The organism is Paractinoplanes hotanensis, from assembly GCF_023717965.1.
GTDB lineage: Bacteria > Actinomycetota > Actinomycetes > Mycobacteriales > Micromonosporaceae > Actinoplanes > Actinoplanes polyasparticus.
The window spans coordinates 46,375-67,420 of record NZ_JAMQOL010000019.1; the positions used below are offsets into that span (position 1 = coordinate 46,375).

22 protein-coding genes are annotated in these 21,046 nt (G+C 71.9%); 14 read left to right on the forward strand and 8 right to left on the reverse strand.

Features of this window, described 5'->3' with window-relative positions:
- The first annotated feature begins 79 nt into the window (after window positions 1–79).
- From LXN57_RS15800 to LXN57_RS15815, 4 genes are all read left to right on the forward strand, one after another.
- Window positions 80–511: a phage holin family protein gene (locus LXN57_RS15800; RefSeq protein WP_251798922.1), complete on the forward strand. Its 432-nt coding sequence runs from the start codon at window positions 80–82 to the stop codon at window positions 509–511.
- Window positions 508–936 carry a DUF3618 domain-containing protein gene (locus LXN57_RS15805; protein WP_251798923.1) on the forward strand — a complete coding sequence of 143 codons (429 nt, stop codon included), beginning with the start codon at window positions 508–510 and terminating at the stop codon, window positions 934–936. Before LXN57_RS15800 ends, LXN57_RS15805 begins: the two co-directional genes overlap by 4 nt.
- A complete protein-coding gene (locus tag LXN57_RS15810; protein ID WP_251798924.1) occupies window positions 933–1,205 on the forward strand; it encodes a DUF4235 domain-containing protein in 273 nt (90 codons plus the stop codon). The genes LXN57_RS15805 and LXN57_RS15810 overlap by 4 nt, the downstream gene beginning before the upstream one ends.
- A 309-nt stretch (window positions 1,206–1,514) precedes the next feature.
- Complete coding sequence (locus tag LXN57_RS15815; protein WP_011905669.1) at window positions 1,515–1,718, forward strand: cold-shock protein; 204 nt, start codon at window positions 1,515–1,517, stop codon at window positions 1,716–1,718.
- A 123-nt stretch (window positions 1,719–1,841) separates the two neighbouring features.
- On the opposite strand, the gene LXN57_RS15820 is transcribed toward LXN57_RS15815, so the two are convergent.
- Window positions 1,842–2,078 carry a hypothetical protein gene (locus LXN57_RS15820; RefSeq protein ID WP_251798925.1) on the reverse strand — a complete coding sequence of 79 codons (237 nt, stop codon included), beginning with the start codon at window positions 2,076–2,078 and terminating at the stop codon, window positions 1,842–1,844.
- 38 nt (window positions 2,079–2,116) lie between these two features.
- The gene (locus tag LXN57_RS15825) at window positions 2,117–3,094 is read right to left on the reverse strand and encodes an aldo/keto reductase (protein ID WP_251798926.1); all 978 of its coding nucleotides are present in this window, start codon (window positions 3,092–3,094) and stop codon (window positions 2,117–2,119) included.
- 68 nt (window positions 3,095–3,162) lie between these two features.
- Between LXN57_RS15825 and LXN57_RS15830 the strand changes: the two genes are divergently transcribed.
- Together LXN57_RS15830 and LXN57_RS15835 are read left to right on the forward strand one after the other, a co-directional pair.
- The gene (locus LXN57_RS15830) at window positions 3,163–3,933 is read left to right on the forward strand and encodes a trans-aconitate 2-methyltransferase (protein WP_251798927.1); all 771 of its coding nucleotides are present in this window, start codon (window positions 3,163–3,165) and stop codon (window positions 3,931–3,933) included.
- On the forward strand, window positions 3,930–4,943 hold the full coding sequence (locus LXN57_RS15835) for an adenosine deaminase (RefSeq protein ID WP_251798928.1): 1,014 nt from the start codon (window positions 3,930–3,932) through the stop codon (window positions 4,941–4,943). Before LXN57_RS15830 ends, LXN57_RS15835 begins: the two co-directional genes overlap by 4 nt.
- Here LXN57_RS15835 and LXN57_RS15840 read toward each other — a convergent pair.
- From LXN57_RS15840 to LXN57_RS15855, 4 genes are all read right to left on the reverse strand, one after another.
- Window positions 4,922–5,080 carry a hypothetical protein gene (locus tag LXN57_RS15840; RefSeq protein WP_221377970.1) on the reverse strand — a complete coding sequence of 53 codons (159 nt, stop codon included), beginning with the start codon at window positions 5,078–5,080 and terminating at the stop codon, window positions 4,922–4,924. The genes LXN57_RS15835 and LXN57_RS15840 overlap by 22 nt on opposite strands.
- Window positions 5,081–5,095: 15 nt before the next feature.
- Window positions 5,096–7,267 carry an RICIN domain-containing protein gene (locus tag LXN57_RS15845; RefSeq protein WP_251798929.1) on the reverse strand — a complete coding sequence of 724 codons (2,172 nt, stop codon included), beginning with the start codon at window positions 7,265–7,267 and terminating at the stop codon, window positions 5,096–5,098.
- Window positions 7,268–7,461: 194 nt separating this feature from the next.
- A complete protein-coding gene (locus LXN57_RS15850; RefSeq protein WP_251799006.1) occupies window positions 7,462–8,841 on the reverse strand; it encodes a HAMP domain-containing sensor histidine kinase in 1,380 nt (459 codons plus the stop codon).
- 17 nt (window positions 8,842–8,858) lie between these two features.
- Window positions 8,859–9,548 (reverse strand): response regulator transcription factor, encoded by a 690-nt coding sequence (locus LXN57_RS15855; RefSeq protein WP_221377956.1) that lies wholly within the window; start codon window positions 9,546–9,548, stop codon window positions 8,859–8,861.
- Window positions 9,549–9,644: 96 nt separating this feature from the next.
- On the opposite strand from LXN57_RS15855, the gene LXN57_RS15860 reads away from it, so the two are divergent.
- The 3 genes from LXN57_RS15860 to LXN57_RS15870 all read left to right on the forward strand — a co-directional run bounded on the left by LXN57_RS15860 (window position 9,645) and on the right by LXN57_RS15870 (window position 12,483).
- Window positions 9,645–10,541: an ADP-ribosylglycohydrolase family protein gene (locus tag LXN57_RS15860; RefSeq protein WP_251798930.1), complete on the forward strand. Its 897-nt coding sequence runs from the start codon at window positions 9,645–9,647 to the stop codon at window positions 10,539–10,541.
- Between the two features lie 55 nt (window positions 10,542–10,596).
- Complete coding sequence (locus tag LXN57_RS15865; protein WP_251798931.1) at window positions 10,597–11,874, forward strand: GGDEF domain-containing protein; 1,278 nt, start codon at window positions 10,597–10,599, stop codon at window positions 11,872–11,874.
- Between the two features lie 72 nt (window positions 11,875–11,946).
- The gene (locus LXN57_RS15870) at window positions 11,947–12,483 is read left to right on the forward strand and encodes an HIT family protein (protein ID WP_221377959.1); all 537 of its coding nucleotides are present in this window, start codon (window positions 11,947–11,949) and stop codon (window positions 12,481–12,483) included.
- An 8-nt stretch (window positions 12,484–12,491) separates the two neighbouring features.
- Here LXN57_RS15870 and LXN57_RS15875 read toward each other — a convergent pair whose 3' ends face one another.
- Window positions 12,492–14,651: an elongation factor G-like protein EF-G2 gene (locus LXN57_RS15875; protein WP_251798932.1), complete on the reverse strand. Its 2,160-nt coding sequence runs from the start codon at window positions 14,649–14,651 to the stop codon at window positions 12,492–12,494.
- A gap of 199 nt (window positions 14,652–14,850) precedes the next feature.
- Between LXN57_RS15875 and pgsA the strand changes: the two genes are divergently transcribed.
- From pgsA to LXN57_RS15895, 4 genes are read left to right on the forward strand one after another with little or no spacing between them, the layout of a single operon-like run.
- On the forward strand, window positions 14,851–15,537 hold the full coding sequence (pgsA, locus tag LXN57_RS15880; protein ID WP_251798933.1) for a phosphatidylinositol phosphate synthase: 687 nt from the start codon (window positions 14,851–14,853) through the stop codon (window positions 15,535–15,537).
- Window positions 15,534–16,397, forward strand: coding sequence for a phosphatidylinositol mannoside acyltransferase (locus tag LXN57_RS15885; protein WP_251798934.1), 864 nt, complete (start codon window positions 15,534–15,536; stop codon window positions 16,395–16,397). The genes pgsA and LXN57_RS15885 overlap by 4 nt, the downstream gene beginning before the upstream one ends.
- A 9-nt stretch (window positions 16,398–16,406) precedes the next feature.
- Complete coding sequence (locus LXN57_RS15890; RefSeq protein WP_251798935.1) at window positions 16,407–17,561, forward strand: glycosyltransferase family 4 protein; 1,155 nt, start codon at window positions 16,407–16,409, stop codon at window positions 17,559–17,561.
- Window positions 17,562–17,586: 25 nt separating this feature from the next.
- The gene (locus LXN57_RS15895) at window positions 17,587–18,126 is read left to right on the forward strand and encodes a hypothetical protein (RefSeq protein WP_251799007.1); all 540 of its coding nucleotides are present in this window, start codon (window positions 17,587–17,589) and stop codon (window positions 18,124–18,126) included.
- Between the two features lie 7 nt (window positions 18,127–18,133).
- Here the strand turns inward: LXN57_RS15895 and pdxS are convergent, their stop codons facing one another.
- Window positions 18,134–19,021 carry a pyridoxal 5'-phosphate synthase lyase subunit PdxS gene (pdxS, locus tag LXN57_RS15900; protein ID WP_251798936.1) on the reverse strand — a complete coding sequence of 296 codons (888 nt, stop codon included), beginning with the start codon at window positions 19,019–19,021 and terminating at the stop codon, window positions 18,134–18,136.
- A gap of 430 nt (window positions 19,022–19,451) precedes the next feature.
- On the opposite strand from pdxS, the gene LXN57_RS15905 reads away from it, so the two are divergent.
- A complete protein-coding gene (locus tag LXN57_RS15905) occupies window positions 19,452–20,675 on the forward strand; it encodes a glycosyltransferase (protein WP_251798937.1) in 1,224 nt (407 codons plus the stop codon).
- The last annotated feature ends 371 nt before the right edge of the window (window positions 20,676–21,046 follow it).

Below are 21,046 nucleotides of genomic sequence, written 5' to 3' on the forward strand. Positions count from 1 at the left end.
GTTCTGGCGGGTTTCCCGCAGCAGGATTGACGCGCCGGTGATCAGGGCATAAACCGTTGACAGGGGAAAGGAGGACTCCATGGCCGATGTTCTGAACGGCCGCCAGCCCAGCACAGGCGCCGATCAGTCCACATCCGAGTTGGTGCAGCGCGCGAGCGAACAGATCAGTCGTCTCGTCCGGGACGAGATCGCGCTGGCCAAGGCCGAGCTGGCCGAGAAGGGCAAGCATGCCGGTATCGGCATCGGCCTGTTCGGTGGCGGCGGGGTTCTCGCCATGTACGGCGTCGGCGCCCTCGTGGCCACCCTGATCATCGTCTTCGATCTGTTCCTGCCGCTCTGGCTGGCCGCCCTGATCATCACGGTCGCGCTCTTCGCGCTCGCCGGTGTTCTTGCCCTGATCGGCAAGAGCCAGGTGTCGAAGGCCGTGCCCCCCGAGCCCTCGGCCGCCATGCAGAGCGTCAAGGCCGACGTCGACGAGGTCAAGCACGCCGTGGAACGAGGACGGGCATGAGCGAGAAGAACGGTTCGCCGGAGCCGAAGCCGTCGATCGACGAGCTGCGCGCCGAGATCAAGCAGACGCGGGCCGAGCTCGGCGAGACGGTGCAGGCGCTCGCGGCCAAGGCCGACGTCAAGGCCCGCGCCAAGGAACAGGTCGAGCAGACCAAGCAGAAGGTCAAGGCCCAGGCCGTCGAGGCAACCGAGCGGGTACGCGGCGCGGCCGTGGCGGCCGCGGGCGCGGTCAGCGGCGAGGTGCACGAGGCGGCCGACCGGACGTCCGAGAAGGCGCACGGCGCGGCCGAGCTGACCGTGGCCAAGGCCGACGAGTTCGACGTCCGCGAGAAAGTGCGGAACAGCCCGGTTCCGCTTCCTCTGGTCGTGGCCGGAGTGGCGGCACTGGTCGGGATCATTCTGATCATTCGAGGGAGGCGCCGGTGAGCGGCAAGGTTTCGAAGCTGGCCTACAAGCCGGTCGGGTTGCTGCTCGGCATCGGCGCCGGCACGGTGGCGGGCTTCGTGTTCAAGGAGGTCTGGAAGCTGGCCGGCAACGACGACGACGCACCCAACGCGACCGACGAGGATCGAGGCTGGACCGAGATCCTCGTGGCGGCCGCTCTGCAAGGCGCTATCTTCTCTCTCGTGAAGGCGGCCGTCGATCGCGGTGGCGCAGTTGGCGTACGGAAACTGACTGGTCAATGGCCTAACTGAAGTTAGGTTTACAGTCGCTGGTCCCGCACCTCGCGAGAGCGAAGTGGGGGGCCTTTTCCGTATCTGTGGACAGTTATTCGATTCGCTCCGGGGGCAGCTTTGCGACCGGTTTTTCAGGTACAGTGTGCCCAGTTTTTGCGTATGTGGTTCGCTGCTTCGCCCGATCAAGGGAAACCGGCCTACCGGCCGGGGTCGTGAGACCAGGCGGATGGGACGTCCTCTGAAAGGCCGCCTCACGGCGCCGCTGCTCGAAAACGGTCATCGGCCCAGGGGTAGCAGGGGTCGGCATTTTCAGAAGGAGAGTTCAGCATGGCGCAAGGAACCGTGAAGTGGTTCAACGCAGACAAGGGCTTCGGCTTCATCACCGTCGACGGCGGGGGTGCTGACGTGTTCGTCCACTTCTCGGCCATCCAGACGAGCGGTTACCGCACGCTGGAGGAGAACCAGCGGGTCGAATTCGAGATCGCCCAGGGCCAGAAGGGCCCGCAGGCGGAGCAGGTTCGCCCCCTCTGAGTGACCACGCCGGTCCTGGGCCGGCTGCCGATCGCCTGGCGGAGTTCGGCTACGACGCGAAAGCCCCCGCATCCGGCTGGATGCGGGGGCTTTGTCACGCTCACTAGTGGCTGTTCAATTGTCTTACATTTTGCCGGGATCGCCGAGCGGCGACTGGTGAATGATGGCAAGGGCTTCGGCACGTTTCGCGCGCGATCGCGACCGTTCCCCCAGAATGATCAAAATCAGTCCTGCGATGGCCACTGCCGGACCGATCACGGCCCAGATTCCGGTCCCGCTCATTCGGCTGTCGGTGACAATGTCGAGCCCTTGCAGCGTCCACAGAGCACCGACGACGACGGCCAGCACCCCGAGTGCCATCGGGAGCCACCCGTGAAGCTTCTTGAGAGCCGGCTCATTCACCATTTGTCGTGCACCTGCGGGCGGACCAGCTGGTCGTAGACCTCGCGGACGGCGGCCTTCACCTCGTCGCTCAGCGGCGGCAGCCCGGCCACAGCCGCGTTGCCCTGAGCCTGCCCGGGATTGCGGGCGCCGGGGATGACCACGGTGACGCCGGCCTGGTCGAGCACCCAGCGCAGCGCGAACTGAGCCATGGTGAAGCCCTCGGGCACCAGCGGGCGCAGCCGCTTGACCGCCTCGAGCCCGGTCGCGAAGTCGACGCCGGAGAACGTCTCGCCGACGTCGAACGCCTCGCCGTGCCGGTTGTAGTTCCGGTGGTCGTCGGCGGCGAACGTGGTGTGCTCGTCGTAGCGGCCGGAAAGCAGCCCACTGGCCAGCGGCACGCGGGCGATGATGCCCACCCCGGCCTCGGCGGCGGCCGGCAGCACCCGCTCGAGCGGCTTGAGCCGGAACGCGTTGAGGATGATCTGGACGCTGGCGGTGCCCGGGCGGGCGATCGCGGCCAGCGCCTCGTCGACCTTCTCGACGCTCACGCCGTACGCCTTGACGCGCTTCTCGGCCACGAGCGTGTCGAGGGCGTCGTAGACCTCGCCGGACGAGAACACCGGCGTCGGCGGGCAGTGCAGCTGCACCAGGTCGAGCGTCTCGACGCCGAGGTTGGCCCGGGACCGGTCGGTCCACGCCCGGAAGTTGTCGAGGGTGTAGTTGCCGGGCTCCTGCGCCATCCGCCGGCCCATCTTGGTGGCCACGGTCAGCTGCGGTTTGTCCTTGATGAAGGAGCCGATGATCTGTTCGCTGCGGCCGTCGCCGTAGACGTCGGCGGTGTCGATGAACGTGACACCGGCGTCGACCGCGGCCTGCAGGGTCTCGTGAGCGTCGGCCTCGCTCACGTCGCCCCAGTCGGCGCCGAGCTGCCACGCGCCGAGGCCGACCACGCCGACCGTCCGTTCCATCCTGCCGAAAGTGCGTTTCTCCACGTGTAGTGACCCTACTCGTCGCACGGTACGGTGGCAGCAAGACGTACGTACGGCTTGGGAGGTTGACGATGTGGGATCCGGCCGTCTACCGGCGCTTCGGCGCCGAGCGCTCGCGTCCGTTCTTCGACCTGGTCGCCCGGATCGGCGCCGGGCAGCCGCGCGCGGTCGTCGATCTGGGCTGCGGGCCCGGTGAGCTCACGCTGAGCCTGGCCGAGCGCTGGCCGGGCGCGCGGCTCACCGGCATCGACTCCTCGCCCGAGATGATCGGCAAGGCGGCGGCCCACGGTGGTCCGGCCGAGTTCCGCACCGGCGACGTGCGCGACTGGCGTCCCGGGCCCGACACCGACGTGCTCGTCACCAATGCCACGCTGCAATGGGTGCCCGAGCACCGCGAGCTGCTCGCCCGCTGGGCCCGCGAGCTGCCGGCCGGGGCCTGGCTCGCGATGCAGGTGCCGGGCAACTTCGGCGCGCCCTCCCACGTGCTGCTGCGGGAGGTCGGGAAGCGTTACGGCGTCAGCGACGTGCTGCGGGAGGCGCCGGTCGGCGATCCCGCCGAGTACGCGGCGTTGCTCGACGGCGCCGAGGTCGACGCGTGGGAGACCACCTACCTGCACCTGCTGCCGGTTCAGGACGAGCACCCGGTGCTCCGCTGGATGGAAGGCACGGCGTTGCGTCCCGTCAAGGCGGCCCTGGACGACAATGCTTGGCAGTCGTTCCGCGCCGACCTCGCGCGGGAGCTGACCGGCGCCTACCCGGCGACCGGAAGCTACGTCGCATTCCCGTTCCGCCGCGTCTTCGTGGTGGCCCGGACAGCTTCATCAGGAGGGAACGAACGGTGACATCGTTCATCGCCGGCCTGCCCAAGGCCGAGCTGCACGTGCACCACGTCGGCTCGGCGTCGCCGCGGATCGTGGCCGAGCTGGCCGCCCGGCACGAGGGCGCCTCGCCGGTGCCGGCCGACCCCGAGGCGCTCGCCGAATACTTCGCGTTCCGCGACTTCGCGCACTTCATCGACGTGTACCTGACCGTCGTCGACCTGATCCGCGACGACGAGGACGTGCGCGTGCTGACGTTCGAGATCGCCCGCGAACTGTCGCGCCAGCAGGTCCGGTACGCCGAGCTGACCGTCACGCCGTACTCGAGCGTCAAGCGCGGCATCCCGGCCAAGGCGTTCTGCGAGGCGATCGAGGACGCCCGCCGCGGCGCCGCCACCGAGTTCGGCGTCGACCTGCGCTGGTGCTTCGACATCCCGGGCGAGGCCGGCCTGGCCGCCGCCGAGCAGACGCTGGCCATCGCGCTCGAGGAGCGGCCCGACGGTCTGATCAGTTTCGGGCTGGGTGGGCCCGAGGTCGGCGTGCCGCGGCCGCAGTTCAAGCCGTACTTCGATCAGGCTCGTGCGGCCGGATTGCACAGTGTCCCGCACGCCGGCGAGACCACCGGCCCCGAGACCGTCTGGGACGCGATCCGCGAGCTGGGCGCCGAGCGCATCGGGCACGGCATCTCGGCCGCGCAGGACCCGGAGCTCACGGCGTACCTGGCCGAGCACCAGATCCCGCTCGAGATCAGCCCGACCTCGAACCTGCGCACCCGGGCCGTACCGTCGCTCGACGAGCACCCGCTGGCCCGGCTGGTCGCCGCGGGCGTGCCGGTCAGCATCAACTCGGACGACCCGCCGATGTTCGGCACGACGCTCGAACAGGAGTACGCCGTGGCCTCGCGGCTGCTCGGCCTCGACGACGCGGGCGTGGCCGACCTGGCCCGCGCGGCCGTGAAGCAGAGCTTCCTCGACTCGTCGGGCCAGGCCCGGCTGCTGGCCGAGATCGACGCCTACACGGTGCGGAGCGCGTAGAGCGGCTCCTGCCAGATCGCCAGCACCACCACGATGCCGATGGTGAGCACGGCGACCCAGCGCACGAGCCGCCGCCTGGTGAACCTGGCCGGGTCCTCCTCGGGCTCGGTCAGGGGCCGATCCAGTGTGTCGCGCACAGCCTTACCTCCCGCCTAGTCGGGTACCGCCGTCCAACTCTGATAGCGCTGGCCGTTGCCTGTCTGCAGGACCAGCACGCGGTGCGCGCCGAAACGCTGATCGCCCACGCCGGCCACGAGGTCGCCCTCGATGGTGCGCAGGGTGAAGCCGTATGCGGAAGCCTGCAGCACCCAGCGGGCAGCCGTGTCGTCGCAGGCCGACTGCACCAGCGGGACGCCGGTGGCCGCGTTGCCGCCGAGCGGGCCCACGCACCTGCCGGTGGCCCGCGAGACCATCGTGTAGGTCTTCCGGCCGGCCGGCACCAGCTTCCACTGCTGCTGGGCGTCGTCGTCGTTGCTGCCGAGGGTCAGCGGGGTGCCCAGCGCCGTGCGGGCGCCGTAGAGGTCGGCTCCACCGCCGGTGAGCGCGTTGGTCAGCGTGAACCACGAGTTCTGCGCGGGGCGGGCGGCGGGCGCGGTCTCGGCCGTGGCCTTCGCGGTGTACCGGGCTCCGGACTTGACGGTCACCCGGTACTTCGCGTCGGGCTTGAGGCCGATCAGCCGGGCACGGGTGGCCTTGGTCGTCGCGACCGGCTGGCCGTCGACCGAGACCTGGTAGGTCGCCCGGGCCGAGGCGGCGCTCCAGGTGAGCCGGACCGAACCGCTGGTCGCGTCGCGCACCTCGAGGACTGCCTCCACCGGTTCGGCGGCGACGCCGTTGGCGGGCTCGGTCGGGGGCGTGGTGGTCGCCGCCACCGGCAATTCCGGCACCTCGGCGCTGGGCGTCTCGACCGGCGCGGTCGGCTCGCCGGTGGTCGCCGGCCCGCTGGGGGTGACCGAGGGCGATGGCAAGACGTCGCCGACCGCGGGTTCGGTGCGGCTCGGTGTGGGCTCGGGGCTCACGCTGGGGGCGGGCTCGGCCGGGGCGGAGCTGGGCGCGGTGGTCGGCTGCGGGCCGCCCTCGGCGTCCGGGATGTCGTCGCCGCCGTCGCTGCGCAGCAGGAACTCGCTGCGCGCGACGTTCCAGTTCTCGTCGAGGTAGCTGTCCGGCTTCGGGTTGGTGCTGAAGTAGTCGTCGTTGCCGCAGTCGAGCCGGATCTCGTTCTTCTTCGGGCAGACGGTGCGCACCTTCTTGCCCGACCGGTCGGGCCCGCACAGCAGGTCGTACTCGTCCAGGCAGCCGCCGGCGCCGCTCGAGTTGGGCGAGCCGATCAGGGTCGCGCCCAGCGAGTAGGTGAGCTCGTGGGCGGCCATGGCCGAGCTCCAGCAGCCGGCGTCGACCCGGCTGTAGGAGGGACCGCCGTTGTTGCGGTTGCCCAGCCCGGGCCGCCGGTCGGCGATGTAGGTGGCGATCCCGCAGTAGACCTTGGCGTCCGCGAAGACCAGGTACTTGCGGTCGGTGCGGTTGTAGCCGAGCTTGCGCAGCTCGTCGATGTTGCGGGTGAAGGAGGCCAGGCCGCCCGCCGGCAACTCGACCTCGGAGACGTCGACGCGGCACTGCGGCGTGGTCACGAAGCGCACGTGGCGGGAGCCGCCGGTCTCGGCCGCGCTCGCGTCGAAGATCTGGTCGACGCCGACCGACCAGGTGCGGATCGAGCCGAGGAAGTCGCCGTAGCGGCTCGGGGTGCCGAACTCGTGCAGGTAGAGAACCTGGACGCGCTTGCCGCTGCGCCCGTCGCCCTCGCAGGCCACGTCGTGCGCGCCCATGATGAAGTCGGCCTCGCCGGGCGCGGCGTCGGGCACCAGGGCCGGCGCGTCGGCGGTGAGCGCGCTGCCGCCCTCGTCGCGGGCGATCTCGGCGTCGGACGGGGTGACGGCGGCGCTCTCGCGGGCCGGCTGCTTCGGCTCGGGCGCCTTCGCGGTCACCGGGGTGACGTCGCGGCGCACCTCGAGCCCGGCCGGCGCCTCGTCGGGGCCGTGCGTGCAGGTCTGCTGGTCGAGCTCGTAGGAGCCGGCGCACAGCGAGCCCGCCTTGGCCGGCTTCAGCCCCTCGTAGACCAGGCCCTCGGCGGGCTGGTCGGCGGGCAGGGAGGTGAGCGAGAGGCTGCGCGAGCCGGAGCTGTCGGTCACGGTCTCGACCACGCTCGGGCCCACGACTCCGCCGACGCCCAGCAGCGCCAGGCCGAGGGCGACCGGCAGCAGCCGGTGCGGCTGCCGGGAGACGGCCCGGCGGTGGCCACGCGGGACCAGCCGGCGGTGCGCGGACACGACCTCTCCTTGACTGGCGGGGGCGCGGTGGGAGGTGGTTATGGGGGTACCACCTCTCACCGCGCGGGAGCTTCGCCGGTTCGGGGTTGCGGGCGCGGAACCGGGAAGCCGGATGGGATCGGTGGGAACCCTGCCAGCCCGGCCGCGGGAGCGGAACGCCTTTAATACAGATCTAAGCAAGAACTCGGTCCGCTTCACTCGGATCGGGCGGGGCGGCTCGCGCGTTCGCGGGCCAGGCGCCCCACGAGGCCGAAACGGCTGGCCTGCTTCGGGGTCGCCTCGGCGTCGGCGAAGAGCATCACGACGCTGGCGCCGCCCATGGCCGCCCGGTCGAGGCTGACCGAGCCGCCGGTGGACTGGGCCGCCCGGCGGGCAATGTCGAGCCCGAGGCCGGTGGAACCCTGATTGCTCTGGCCACGCTGCATTGCCTTCTCCGGATCTCCGATGCCGGGCCCGGCGTCGTCAACACGGACAGCGACCCAGCCGTCGCGCCGTGAGATGCCCACCTCGAACGCCGTGCCCTGGGGGGTGTAGCGGAACACATTACCCAGAATCGCGTCGAGAGCGGCGGCCAGTTCCGCCCGGGCCACCGGGACCGGGATGCGCAGCTGCGCGCCGACCACGCGGTAGTTGCGGTTCTGGTCGCCGGCCAGCGCCGACCAGAAGGTCATCCGCTCCCGCACGACCTCGCTGACGTCGCACACGCCGGTCTCGGGCGCGGCCGCGACCTGGGCCGCGACGGCCTGGCGGGTGGTGTTGATGAGCTCGTTGACCTCGCCCTCGAGCGTGACGATGGCCTGCCGGATGCGCCGGATGCCGCGGCGGCGGTCGATCTCGTCGGGGCTCAGGCTGATGATCTGGGTGTCGTCGGGGTCGAGGGCCTCGGCGTCGAGCCGCAGCGCGGTCAGTGGCGTGCGCAGCCGGTGCGACAGGTCGGCGACCATCTCGCGCTCGCTGGTGCGCGAGGTGACCAGGCGGTCGGCCATCCGGTTGAACGCGTAACCGGCTTCGGCCAGCTCGCGCGGGCCGGAGGGCTGGATGCGGACGCCGAGGTCGCCCCCGCCGACGGCCATCGCCGCCTGCACCAGGTTGCGGGCCGAGGTCACGGCGCCGCGGGCCAGCCGGTCGACCACGATGACGCTCGCCGCGACCAGCACGGCCGCGATGCCGAGCAGCAGCCACCAGGCGCCCTCGCCGCCGTCGAGGTCGCTGTCGGGCACGAAGACCTCGACCACGGACGTACGACCGGCGACCGTGATCGGCTCGAGCCGGACCAGCCCGCCGTCGACGGTCTCGGTGACGGTCGAGCCGCTGTTCGCGGCGTGCCGCACCTCGTCGCCGGGGGCGCGGCCGCCGGCTGTCTCACCCGGCCGGTGCACCTTCACCTGGTCGCTCACGCCGGCCAGGGCGGCAGCCAGCCCCTTGGGACCGGCGCCGGCCGACAGCGCCCCGACTATCCGGGAGCTCTGCCGCTCGGCCGCCGCGAGCACCTGCTCACGGTGGTTGTGGCGCAGCTCGAAGCCGAGCGGGACGAGAAAGGCGAGGGCGGCGACGGTGGTCGTGGCGGCGGTGATGTAGGCCAGGCGGCCTCTCAGTCCGGCGCCACCAACCGGAATCCGACCCCCCGCACGGTGCGCAGGTAGCGAGGCTTCGCCGCGGACTCGCCCAGTTTCCGGCGTAGCCAGTACAGGTGTACGTCGATCGTCTGGTCCTCGCCGACCGATGGCTGTCGCCATACCTCCTCCAACAGCTCGCGTCGCGACACCACCCGGCCCGGCCGGGCGGCGAGATACGCGAGCAGGTCGAACTCTTTGCGGGTCAGCGCGAGCGTCTGCTCGGCCAGGGTGGCGCTGCGCTCGCCGACGTCGACCCGCAGCTCGCCGACCTCGTGCACGGCCGGCTGGGCGGTGCGGCTGGCGCGGCCCACGCGCCGCAGCACGGTGGCGATGCGGGCGTCGAGGTGGGCGCCGGTGAACGGCTTGACCATGTAGTCGTCGGCGCCGGCCCGGAGCAGCCGCACGACGGTCTGCTCGTCGTCACGCGCGGTAGCGATGATGATCGGCACGTCGGTTATGCCGCGGAGCATGCGCAGGGCGTCGGAGCCGTCGAGGTCGGGCAGCCCGAGGTCGAGCACGACCAGGTCGGGCGTCTCGGCGGCGACCCGCCGGAGCGCGTCGAGCGCCGTGCCGACGGCGTGCACGGCATGCCCCCGGTCGGCGAGCGACCGGAGCATGGCGCCGCGCACGACGTGATCGTCTTCGACGAGCAACACCGTGGCCATGCGAAGAAGGTACTGCCCCGGGCAACCAGCTCCTAACCGGTGATGCAGGGACACCCTTCGATCACTGAGCGTGACCAGATATCGTCTGTTGTGCCGATGTCGTTCACTCTTTTTCCCGGTACGCGCCTCGCGCTGGCGCTCGAGAGCCTGGCCGGCCTGAGCGTCGGCGACGCGCTGGGCGCCCAGCATTTCGTCACCCCGGTCGACCCGGCCCGGCCACCGGCGGCGCCCTGGCCGTGGACCGACGACACCGAGCAGGCGTGCTGTCTCGTCGCCGTGCTCGCCGAGGGCGACTTCGACCGCGACGCGTTCGCCGACCTGCTGGGCCGCCACCACGATCCCGGCCGGGGTTACGGTCCGGGCGCGGTCGTGATGCTGCGCGAGATCCGCAACGGGCTGCCGTGGCCGATCGCGGCGGCGGCCGCCTTCGACGGGCAGGGCTCGGCCGGCAACGGCGCCGCCATGCGGGCCGCCCCGCTCGGCGCCTGGCACGCCGACTCGCTTGCCCACGCGGCCGCGCAGGGCGCCCGGGCGGCCGAGGTCACCCACGCCCACCCCGAGGGCATCGCCGGGGGAGTGGCGGTCGCCGTGGCGGCCGCGGTCGCGGCAGCGGGCCGGCTCGACGGCCACCGCCCGGGCCTGCTGGGGGCGGTGGCCGCGCACACGCCCGACGGACTCGTCCGCGACGGTCTGCTGGCGGCGGGCCGGTTCCGTGACCCGCTCGAGGCGGCGTACGAGCTGGGCAACGGCGCCCGGGCGATGGCGCGCGACACCGTGCCGTTCGCCGTGTGGGCGGCCGACCGGTTCCTCGACGACTATCCGGCGGCGATCGCGGCCTGCCTGCGCGCCGGCGGCGACGTGGACACCACGTGCGCGATCGCCGGCGGCATCGTGGCCGCCCACACCGGTCCCGACGGCATCCCACCCGGCTGGCGCGCCGCGCGCGAGCCGCTGCCCACCTGGCTGGCTGCCGCCACCGCGACCGGCGAGTAACCCGTCGTCGCCGCTCGGCGAAAACAATCCCGTTCGCTCCCGGCACCTTCCTCAGGTGGGGCGGCGCCGAGCCGAATCGGCCTTCATGCCCCGGGTCAGGAACCTCGTCGTCGGCAGCGGTCTCGTCGTCGCCGCGGCGTTGTTGTTGTTCGAGCACACCTGGATCGACATCGCCCGGGCCGTGACCATCCTCGCGCTGCTCCTCGCGGTGCTGCGCCTGCGCGCGGAGCGGGACGCGGACCGGCGTGCGCTGCGCCGCAGCGCGGCCCGCGAGCAGGTGCTCAGCGAGCTGGGCACGGCCCTGATCCACACCACCGACCCGGCCGAGGTGCGCCGCCTCGCGGTCGGGGCCGCCGGCACGCTGCTCGCCGAGTGTCCCGGTGCGCGGGCGACCATCCTTGAGATCGGCGAGGACGCGTTCACGGTGACCGAGGCCGCCGGGGCGCACGCCGACGCTCCGCGCGGGCGTAGGTTGCCGGCTGCTAGGGTGCGCTCCGACGCTCTGCGCGGGCGCACGGCGCCGGCCGCCGGAGCGAACTCGGAGCTGATCGACCGGTTGCTCGCAGGTGCGGTGGTGGTCGTCCGCAACCCCGACGAGCTGGGCTGCGCCGGCCTCGAGCCGGCGGCCGACTGCCTGTTCACGCTGCTGCCGCTGACCGGCGGTGACCGGTTCTCCGGCGTGCTCGCCGTGCGCGCCGAGGGTGAGTTGCCGGCCGAGGTTCTGCCGTCGTTGCAGGCGCTGCGCGGCCTGGTGGCCCTCGCTCTGGCCGGTATCGCGCTGACCGCCGAACTGACCGATCGGGCCCTGCGCGACCCGCTGACCGGGCTCGGCAACCGGGCGATGCTGCGCGAGCGGATCGGCGAGGCCCTGGCCCGGTCGAAGCGCACCGGCCGCCCGGTCGGCGCGCTGCTGCTCGACCTCAACGGGTTCAAGCAGGTCAACGATCTGCACGGGCACAACGTGGGCGACCGGCTGTTGCAGGCGGTCGCCGAGCGACTTCGCGGGTCCGTGCGCGAACAGGACACTGTCGGGCGGCTCGGCGCTGACGAGTTCGTGGTGATCACCGAGGATCTGACCTCGGCTCGGGACGCGCTCACCGTGGCCGGGCGAATCGTGGCGGCGCTCGACGAGACAATCCCGGCGGGGGCCCGCCGGCTGCGGACGCCGGCCAGCGTCGGGGTGGCGCTGTCGCACGCCGGCCTGAGCGGCCCGGACGACCTGCTTCGCCTGGCCGACGCCGCGATGCACGAGGCCAAGCGCCGGGGCGGCGGCTTCCTGTTGCACGGAGCGCCCGCCGCGCAGCCGCTTTCGCCCGCCGCGCAGCCGTTGTAGCGAGCCGCGCAGCCGCTTTCGCCTGCCGCGCAGCCGCTTTCGCCTGCCGCGCAAGCCTCTAAGCTCGGGTGTGTGAGTGACGAAGCCGAGCACGTCGAAACCGGGGAGCCCGACGGCCTGGAGCGGCTGTGGACTCCGCACCGGCTGGGCTACGTCACCGGCGAGGAGCGACCCGACGGCGGCTACGAGAAGCCGTCCGGCTGCCCGTTCTGTCAGGCGCCGGCCGCCGACACGCTTGTCGTCGCCCGTGGTGAGCTCGTGTTCGCCGTGCTCAACCTCTATCCGTACAACCCGGGGCACCTCATGGTCTGCCCCTACCGGCACGTCGCCGACTACACCGACCTCACCGACGACGAGACCGTCGAGCTGGCCGCCTTCACCCGCACGGCGATGCGCGTGATCCGCACGGTCAGTACCCCGCACGGCTTCAACCTGGGCATGAACCAGGGCGCCGTGGCCGGCGCGGGCATCGCCGCCCACCTGCACCAGCACGTGGTGCCCCGGTGGGGCGGCGACGCGAACTTCATGTCGGTGGTGAGCCGCACCAAGGTGCTGCCTCAGCTGCTCGACGACACCCGGCGGCTACTGCTCAAGGCGTGGCCGGCCTAGCTCCCGCCTCACCGTGCGGTGGACTCCTTCTTCGCGCTCTCGGCCAGGTGGGGTGGCATCGGCTCGTGGCGGGCGTAGGTGCGGGTGAAGGTGCCCGCGCCCGACGACAGCGCGCGCAGCTCCACGGCGTACCGGATCAGCTCGGTCGCGGGCACCTCGGCCCGCACCAGGCTGTATGAGCCGGAGTCCTCGTTCTCGGTGCCGAGCGGCCGGCCCCGGCGCCCCGAGAGGTCGCTCATCACCGCCCCGACATACGTCTCGGGCACCCGGACGACGATCTCGTCGATCGGCTCGAGCAGGGTGACCTGCCCGGCCGCGGCCGCCTCGCGCAGGGCCAGCGCGCCGGCCGTCTGGAACGCGGCGTCCGACGAGTCGACGCTGTGGGCCTTGCCGTCGAACAGCGTCACCCGCACGTCGACCACCGGATATCCGGTGGCCAGCCCGCGCTCGAGCTGGGCCCGCACCCCCTTCTCGACCGAGGGGATGTAGTTGTGCGGCACCGCGCCGCCAACCACCTTGTCGACGAACTCGAAACCTGACCCGCGCGGCAGCGGCTCGACGTGGATGTCGCAGACCGCGTACTGGCCGTGGCCGCCGGACTGCTTCACGTGCCGCCCGTGACCCTTGGCGGCCGAGCCGAACGTCTCGCGCAGCGGCACCTTGACCGGCTCGGTGTCGAGCTCGACCCCGCCCGAGCGCAGCCGCTCGAGCACGACGTCGGCGTGCGACTCGCCCATCGTCCACAGCACCAGCTGGTGGGTGTCGGCGTTGCGTTCCAGCCGCATGGTCGGGTCGCCGGCCACGAGCCGGGCCAGGTTCTTGGCCAGCGCGTCCTCGTCCGAGCGGGTCTTGGCGACCACGGCGATCGGCAGCAGCGGCTCGGGCATCGACCACGGCTCCATCAGCAGCGGCTGGTCCTTGCTGCTGAGCGTGTCGCCGGTCTCGGCGGTGCCCGACTTGGTGATCGCGCAGATGTCGCCGGCGATGCACGACGACACCTCGCGCAGCTGGGCGCCGAGCGGGGAGTAGACGTGCGCGACGCGCTCGTCGGCGTCGTGGTCGGGGTGCCCGCGCTCGGCCAGGCCGTGCCCCGACACGTGCAGCGTCTGTTCCGGGCGCAGGGTGCCGCTGAACACCCGGACCAGCGAGACCCGGCCCACATGCCGGTCGATCGTGGTCTTGACGACCTCGGCCACCAGCGGCCCCTCGGGGTCGCAGCGCAGCGGCGGCCGCGGTGAGCCGTCGACCCCGGTGACCACCGGCAGGTCGTGCTCGAGCGGCGAGGGCGCGCCGCTGACCAGGCCGTCGAGCAGCGCGTCGAGCCCGACGCCGGTGCCCGAGCAGACCGGGATCACCGGATAGAAGTTGCCCCGGGCGACCGCCTTCTCGAGGTCCGGCAGCAGCGTGTCGGTGCTGATCAGCTCGCCGCCCAGGTAGCGGTCCATCAGGGATTCGTCCTCGCTCTCGGCGATGATCCCCTCGATGAGCGCGTTCCGGTCGTCGGCGATCGGGTTCAGGTGCTCGGGCTCGGCCTCGCCGACCCGCGGCGGGTACCCCTCGGAGTAGTCGAGCACCCGCAGCGTGACCAGGCCGATCAGGCCGTCCACGGACTGGCCGTCGTCGCCCAGCATGGGCTGATAGATCGGCATGACGTTCTCGCCGAAGGCCTCCTGGATGGTGGCCAGGGTCTCCTCGTAGTCGGCCCGCGGGTGGTCGAGCCGGGTGATCGCCACCGCCCGGGGCATGCCGACCGCGGCGCACTCGTCCCAGAGCGCGACGGTGGCGTCGTCGACGCCGTCGACGGCCGAGACGACGAAGAGCGCGGCGTCCGCGGCCCGCAGGCCGGCGCGCAGCTCACCGACGAAGTCGGCGAAGCCCGGGGTGTCGAGCAGGTTGATCTTGACGTCCTGATGCACCAGCGGCGCGCAGGCCAGCGCGACCGAGCGCTGCTGCCGGACGGCGGCCGGATCATGGTCCGACACCGTGGTGCCGTCGGTCACCGAACCGGCCCGGGAAATGGTTCCGGTGGCTGCCAGCAGGGCTTCCACCAGCGTGGTCTTGCCCGCGCCGGAGTGTCCCACCAGCACCACGTTGCGTACTCTGCCGGGCTCAGTCACCACCGGCGCGGCTGCGCCGTTGAGCCCCTTCTCCGAGACTTTCTGAGCCATGCCGGTCGCTCCTGCCATTTCGAGGTCTTCTGGGGCAGGCCACCCGGGTACCGGTCGCTCCTGCCGTTTCGAGACTGTTACGACGCCGTTGGTAAATCCCACACCCGGCGCCGTCCACCCCGCAACCCTATGTAGTCGGCCACGTTACGGCCCGGCCGGGGCGCGCTGAGCAGGCTCACGCCGATAAGGTGGGACGGCCATGGCAAAGATCGTCCAAGTACCCGCGCGCGCCGTCATCGCTTACGGCGTGAACCCGCTCGCCCGTTTCCTGTTGCGGATCGGCGTCACCCCCAACGCCGTCACCGTCGCCGGCACCGTCGGCGTGCTGTTCGGCTCCTACTTCGGTGCGAGGGGCGAGCTCATCTGGGGCACCGTCATCGTGACGGCCTTCGCGCTGACCGACGCGCTCGACGGCACGATGGCCCGGATGCGGGGCGGCTCCAGCAAGTTCGGGGCCCTGCTCGACTCGTCGATGGACAGGCTGGCCGACGCGGCCGTCTTCGGCGCCGTCGTCTACTACATGTCGACCGAGGGCAACCCGTACGGTGGCATGGTCGCGGCCCTGATCAGCCTGTCCGCCGGCCAGGTCGTCTCCTACGTCAAGGCCCGGGCGCAGAGCCTCGGGCTGGACGCCGACGTCGGCATCGCCGAGCGCCTCGAGCGCCTGCTCATCGTGGGCGCCGGCGGTCTGCTCGGCGGGTTCGGGCTCGACTGGGGCCTGCCGGCCGCGCTGTGGGTGCTGGCCGCGCTCTCGCTGGTCACCGTCTTCCAGCGGCTGATCCACGCCGGGCGCACCGAGCCGCTGCCGGCCGACGTCCGCGAGGCCCAGGCGGAGGCACGCGCCGTGCCCGACGAAACCCCTGAGGCCAAGGACCTGCCTGCGTGAAGGACCGGTTGATCGAGTTCGGCTACGCCGCCGGGTGGCGGGTGGTCCGAGCGCTGCCGTTGCCGGTGGCGCGCCGCCTTTTCATGGCGGGGGCCGACCGGGCGTACGCGAAGAACGGTCCCGGCGTCCAGCGGCTGCGGCGCAACCTGCAGCAGGTGCGGCCCGGTATGTCCGACGAGCTGGTGCGCGACGGGCTGCGCTCCTACGCCCGGTACTGGCTCGAGGCGTTCCGGCTGCCCTCGCAGACCCGGCAGCAGTTCCTCGACGGCTTCGGCATCTCGCCCGAGCACTACGACTGGCTCAAGACTGCGGTGGCCGACGGCAAGGGCCTGGTGCTCGCGCTGCCGCACGTCGGCAACTGGGACGCGGCCGCCGCGTGGGCCGTCTCCAACGATTGGCCCATGATCACCGTAGCCGAGCGGCTCAAGCCCGAGGCGGTCTTCGAGCAGTTCGTGGCGTACCGCGAGAAGCTCGGCCTGGAGGTGCTGCCGCTCACCGGCGGCCGGCGGGCCCCGCTCGACGTGCTGGCCGAGAAGCTGCAGCAGGGGTACGCGGTGGCGCTGCTCGGCGACCGCGACCTGTCCCGCAACGGGGTCGAGGTCGAATTCTTCGGCGGGCGCACCCGGATGCCGGCCGGGCCCGCGATCCTGGCCATCCGCACCGGCGCGCCGCTGTTCGCGGTCGACCTGTCGTTCACGCCGACCCAGACGTACGCCGTGCTGCGCCGGATCACGCCGCCCACCGACGGTGCCCTCGACGTGCGGGTCAAGGCGACCACCCAGCTGCTCGCCGACGCCTACGCGGCCGGCATCGCGGACCACCCGCAGGACTGGCACATGCTGCAGAAACTGTGGCTCTAGGGGGACGCCATGCGGATCGGGATCGTCTCGCCCTACTCCTTCGACGTGCCCGGCGGCGTGCAGAACCACATCATGGACCTGGCCGAGGCCCTGATCGGGCTCGGTCACGAGGTCAGCGTGCTGGCCCCGGCCGACGAGGATGCGACCCTCCCTCCGTACGTGGTCTCGGCCGGCCGGGCCGTGCCGCTGCCCTACAACGGGTCGGTGGCGCGCATCGCGTTCGGGCCGATGTCGACGGCCCGGGTGCGGCGGTGGCTGAAGGCCGGGCAGTTCGACGTGCTGCACGTGCACGAGCCGATGACCTTGAGCCTGTCGCTGCTGGCCGTGCTGTCGGCCCGGGGACCGGTGGTGGCGACCTTCCACACGGCGATGACCCGGTCGCGGGCGCTGTCGGCCGCGCAGGGCATGCTCCAGCTGGTGGTCGAGAAGATCACCGCGCGCATAGCGGTCAGTGAGCTGGCCCGGAAGGTGCAGGTCGAGCATCTGGGCGGGGGAGCGGTCGAGATCCCGAACGGGGTGGCGGTCGCGAAGTTCGCCTCAGCCGCGCCCCTGGACGGGTGGCCCGGTGACGGCGGCGCCATCGGTTTCCTCGGACGTTTCACCGAGCCGCGCAAGGGCTTCGACATCCTGCGGGACGCGTTCGTGCCGCTGGCTCGTCAGCGGCCCGGACTGCGGTTGCTGGTAGCCGGGCCGGGCGACCCCGACGACCTGTACGAGTATTTCCCGGTTGACCTGCGCGAGCGGGTGACATTTCTCGGCTTGGTCTCCGAAGCCGACAAAGCTCGCATGTTGCGCAGCGTCGACGTCTATGTGGCACCGAACACGGGCGGGGAGAGCTTCGGCATGATCCTCACCGAGGCCATGGCGGCGGGCACGGCCATCGCGGCCAGCGACCTCGACGCCTTCCGAAGGGTGCTCGACGGGGGTCAGGCCGGGGCGTTGTTCCCGACCGGCGACCCCCAGGCGCTGTGCGGACTGCTCGACAGCCTGCTGTCCGACCCCGCTCGGCGCTCGGCGCTCTCGTCGGCGGCGTCGGCCGCGGTGACCGCGTTCGACTGGCCGAGCGTCGCTCTGCGTGTGCTCGAGGTCTACGCGACGGCGATCGAGGCCACCGACGGGCGGGTCATGGACGAGGAGTGGTCCGAACCACGCTCCTCGTCGTAACACCGCGAGGCGGCGGGGCACTACGATTCCCGCCATGTGGTGGGTCCTGGGTGTCGTCGCGGCGGTGGTGCTGCTCGCGGCCTACCTGGGCTGGACGGCGCATCGGGTCGAGCGGGTGCACGTGCGGGCCCAGTCGGCCGAGCGCGCCCTCGACGCCCATCTGATGCGCCGGGCCGCGGCGGCCGCGGTGGTGGCCGAGCAGTCCGACATCATCGAGCTCTACGCGGCGGCGCGGCTCGCCCTCGACGCCGACCCCGGCGAGCGGGAATCGGCCGAGAACGACCTGACCCGCCAGTTGCAGGTCGTCGCCTTCTCGGGTCCCGACCCGGCCACCCGTACGCTCCTGGCCACCAGCCGCCGTGTCGTGCTCGCCCGCCAGGTGCACACCGATCTCGTCCGCGATGCCCTGACCGCCCGGCGCCGCCCGCTGGTGCGGGCCCTGCGCATGGCGCGGCAATACCCGCGCCCCCAGTATTTCGACATCGAAGAGCCCCCGATGCCGGCGGCCGTGCCCGTTCCGGCGCCGGCCCCAGCGGTGCCGGCGACACCGCTGGAACCGGTCTGAGCAGCTGTTACCAGCCGCGCTCGGCCAGCCGGTGCGGCTCCGGCACCTCTTCGACGTTGATGCCGACCATGGCCTCACCCAGGCCGCGGGAGACCTTGGCGATCACATCGGGGTCGTCGTGGAACGTGGTCGCCTTGACGATCGCGGCGGCGCGCTGGGCCGGGTTGCCCGACTTGAAGATGCCGGAGCCGACGAACACGCCCTCGGCGCCCAGTTGCATCATCATCGCGGCGTCGGCCGGGGTCGCGATGCCGCCCGCCGTGAACAGCGTGACCGGCAGCTTGCCCAGCTCGGCCACCTCTTTCACCAGCTCGTAGGGCGCCTGCAGCTCCTTGGCGGCGACGAAGAGCTCGTCCTCGGGCAGCGTCTGCAGCCGGCGGATCTCGGCCCGGATCTTGCGCATGTGGGTCGTCGCGTTGGACACGTCACCCGTGCCGGCCTCACCCTTCGACCGGATCATGGCGGCGCCCTCGGTGAGCCGGCGCAGCGCCTCACCCAGGTTGGTGGCGCCGCAGACGAACGGCACCGTGAAGTTCCACTTGTCGATGTGGTGGGCGTAGTCGGCCGGCGTCAGCACCTCGGACTCGTCGATGTAGTCGACACCGAGCGACTGCAACACCTGCGCCTCGACGAAGTGGCCGATGCGGGCCTTGGCCATGACCGGAATCGAGACGGCGTTGATGATCCCGTCGATCATGTCGGGGTCGGACATGCGGGACACGCCACCCTGCGCGCGAATGTCGGCCGGCACCCGTTCCAGCGCCATGACCGCCACGGCCCCCGCGTCCTCGGCGATCTTCGCCTGCTCCGGCGTGACGACATCCATGATCACGCCACCCTTGAGCATCTCAGCCATGCCGCGCTTGACCCGGGCGGTGCCTTTGTTCTCAGACATACGAGCAGCGTAGGCAGGGGAAGGTCGCCGTCCGATGGCCAATCGAACCCCAGGTGGCCTGGTTTGCCGGTACGGCCGGCGCACGGGCATCAGTGACACCTTCCGGCTTTCAACTGCCAGGTCAAGGGCTGACTGTCGTAGCGGGATGGGTACGGACCGCTGCCGCCGAGGGCATGCTGTCGGCTTTCAACTGCCAGGTCAAAGGCCGGCTGTCGTAGCGGGGTGGGGGTCCGGACCGCTGCTCCCGCCGAGGGCGCGGGCGGGCCGAGCTGGGCGCTGGCGCGCCCAGAGCGCTCGGCCCGCCCGCGCGACGTGAGTGAGCGGTTGCGCTCGCCTCGATCCACCAGGCAAAGCCGGCTGCGGAGTCGGGCGCTGGCTGTTCCGGTGGCCTCTCAGCGCTTCGACAGGAGGCCTGCGTCAGGATCTGTCCATGCGGATCGTGACGCTGGCCGTGGGCAGCCGGGGCGATGTCGCGCCCTACGTGGGGCTGGGCGTGCGGCTCTCGGAGGCGGGACATCAGGTCACCATCGCCACGCATGCGTTCTTCGAGACGATGGTGGCCGGGGCCGGCCTCGGGTTCGCCGCTCTGCCGCTCGACACCCGCGAGGAGCTGATGGCCAGGGCCGGTAGCGGGTCCCTGACCGGCATCCTCGCGGTCAACCGGTCGGTGGGCGCGCAGGCGTTGCCGCTGGGCCGGGCCATGGCCGAGGCCGCGCGCGGGGCCGACGCGCTGCTGCTGACCCCGGCCGGGTGGATCGGCGGCCACGTGGCAGAGGGCCTTGGCCTGCCCAGCCTGGGCGCCTACCTGCAGCCCATGACGCCGACGCGCGAATTCCCGCCGTCCACGGTCACAACGCGTTCGCTGGGCGCGTGGGGCAACCGCGCGGCCGCTCGGGCCGTGCTCGAATGGGGGCAGCAGCCCTACAAGAACGGCGTGCGCGCCCTGCGGGCAGAGCTCGGATTGCCGCCCATCGGGCACCGCCAGTGGCTGCGCGACCTCGACGCCGCCCGGTGGCCCATCTGCTACGGCTACAGCCCGCACGTGGTCCCGCCACCTGCGGACTGGCCATCGTCGTGCACCACAGCCGGCTACTGGTGGCCCGCCCTCTCGCCGGACTTCACAGCGCCGCCGGAACTCGCCGCCTTCCTCGAAGCCGGCCCGCCTCCCGTGTACGTCGGCTTCGGCAGCATGCCCACCCGGGACGCCCGGGCGCTGTCGTCCCTGGTCCGGGACGCCGCGCGCGCCGCCGGCGTCCGAATCGTGCTGAGCGCGGGCTGGGCCGGCCTCGACGCATCCGGCGACGACGTGCTCACGATCTCCGAGGTGCCGCACGAGTGGCTGTTCCCCCGGTTGGCCGCCGTCGTCCATCACGCGGGCGCCGGGACCACCGCCGCCGGCCTGCGCGCCGGTGTGCCCGCCGTTCCGGTGCCGGTGATGGTCGACCAGCCCTTCTGGTCACAACGCCTCGTGCGGCTGGGAGTCGCCCCGGCCGCGGTCCCGTTCCGCCGCCTGACCGCCACGCGCCTGGGCGCGGCGATCCATGAGGCAATAGCGGAGCCCGCATATCGGCAGCGGGCCGCAGAGATCGCCGCGATCCTCTCTCAGGAGGACGGTACGATCGCCGTCCTCAAGGCGCTGAACAACCTGGTGTAACTCCTGGTGCGCCAACCGCTCGGGGTGATTCGTCGCTTTTGGGCGCGCCGCTCAGTGCCCGCTCACCGTCGGCAGGGCGGTCTTTGACTTTTGGACGCGGTTGCTCACCGTGCGCGGACCACCGGTACGGCGGTGCGTGGCGAAGAACGTAGTTGCCACCGGGTGCCGACCACCGGCAGGCGGTTTATGGCTTTTGAGCGCAACCGCTCACTCACGTCGCGCGGGCGGGCCGAGCGCTCTGGGCGCGCCAGCGCCCAGCTCGGCCCGCCCGCGCCCTCGGCGGGAGCAGCGGTCCGGACCCCCACCCCGCTACGACAGCCAGCCTTTGACCTGGCAGTTGACAGCCGAAAGCATGCCCTTGGCCGGAGCAG

What these genes read in the sequence shown, in the direction of transcription:
- LXN57_RS15860 (WP_251798930.1), top strand. Translation starts at nt 9,645, where the DNA reads ATGTCGTTCACTCTTTTTCCCGGTACGCGCCTCGCGCTGGCGCTCGAG.
- pgsA (WP_251798933.1), top strand. Translation starts at nt 14,851, where the DNA reads ATGGCAAAGATCGTCCAAGTACCCGCGCGCGCCGTCATCGCTTACGGC.
- LXN57_RS15805 (WP_251798923.1), top strand. Translation starts at nt 508, where the DNA reads ATGAGCGAGAAGAACGGTTCGCCGGAGCCGAAGCCGTCGATCGACGAG.
- LXN57_RS15890 (WP_251798935.1), top strand. Translation starts at nt 16,407, where the DNA reads ATGCGGATCGGGATCGTCTCGCCCTACTCCTTCGACGTGCCCGGCGGC.
- LXN57_RS15875 (WP_251798932.1), bottom strand. Translation starts at nt 14,651, where the DNA reads ATGGCTCAGAAAGTCTCGGAGAAGGGGCTCAACGGCGCAGCCGCGCCG.
- pdxS (WP_251798936.1), bottom strand. Translation starts at nt 19,021, where the DNA reads ATGTCTGAGAACAAAGGCACCGCCCGGGTCAAGCGCGGCATGGCTGAG.
- LXN57_RS15820 (WP_251798925.1), bottom strand. Translation starts at nt 2,078, where the DNA reads ATGGCACTCGGGGTGCTGGCCGTCGTCGTCGGTGCTCTGTGGACGCTG.
- LXN57_RS15830 (WP_251798927.1), top strand. Translation starts at nt 3,163, where the DNA reads ATGTGGGATCCGGCCGTCTACCGGCGCTTCGGCGCCGAGCGCTCGCGT.
- LXN57_RS15815 (WP_011905669.1), top strand. Translation starts at nt 1,515, where the DNA reads ATGGCGCAAGGAACCGTGAAGTGGTTCAACGCAGACAAGGGCTTCGGC.
- LXN57_RS15800 (WP_251798922.1), top strand. Translation starts at nt 80, where the DNA reads ATGGCCGATGTTCTGAACGGCCGCCAGCCCAGCACAGGCGCCGATCAG.
- LXN57_RS15855 (WP_221377956.1), bottom strand. Translation starts at nt 9,548, where the DNA reads ATGGCCACGGTGTTGCTCGTCGAAGACGATCACGTCGTGCGCGGCGCC.
- LXN57_RS15905 (WP_251798937.1), top strand. Translation starts at nt 19,452, where the DNA reads ATGCGGATCGTGACGCTGGCCGTGGGCAGCCGGGGCGATGTCGCGCCC.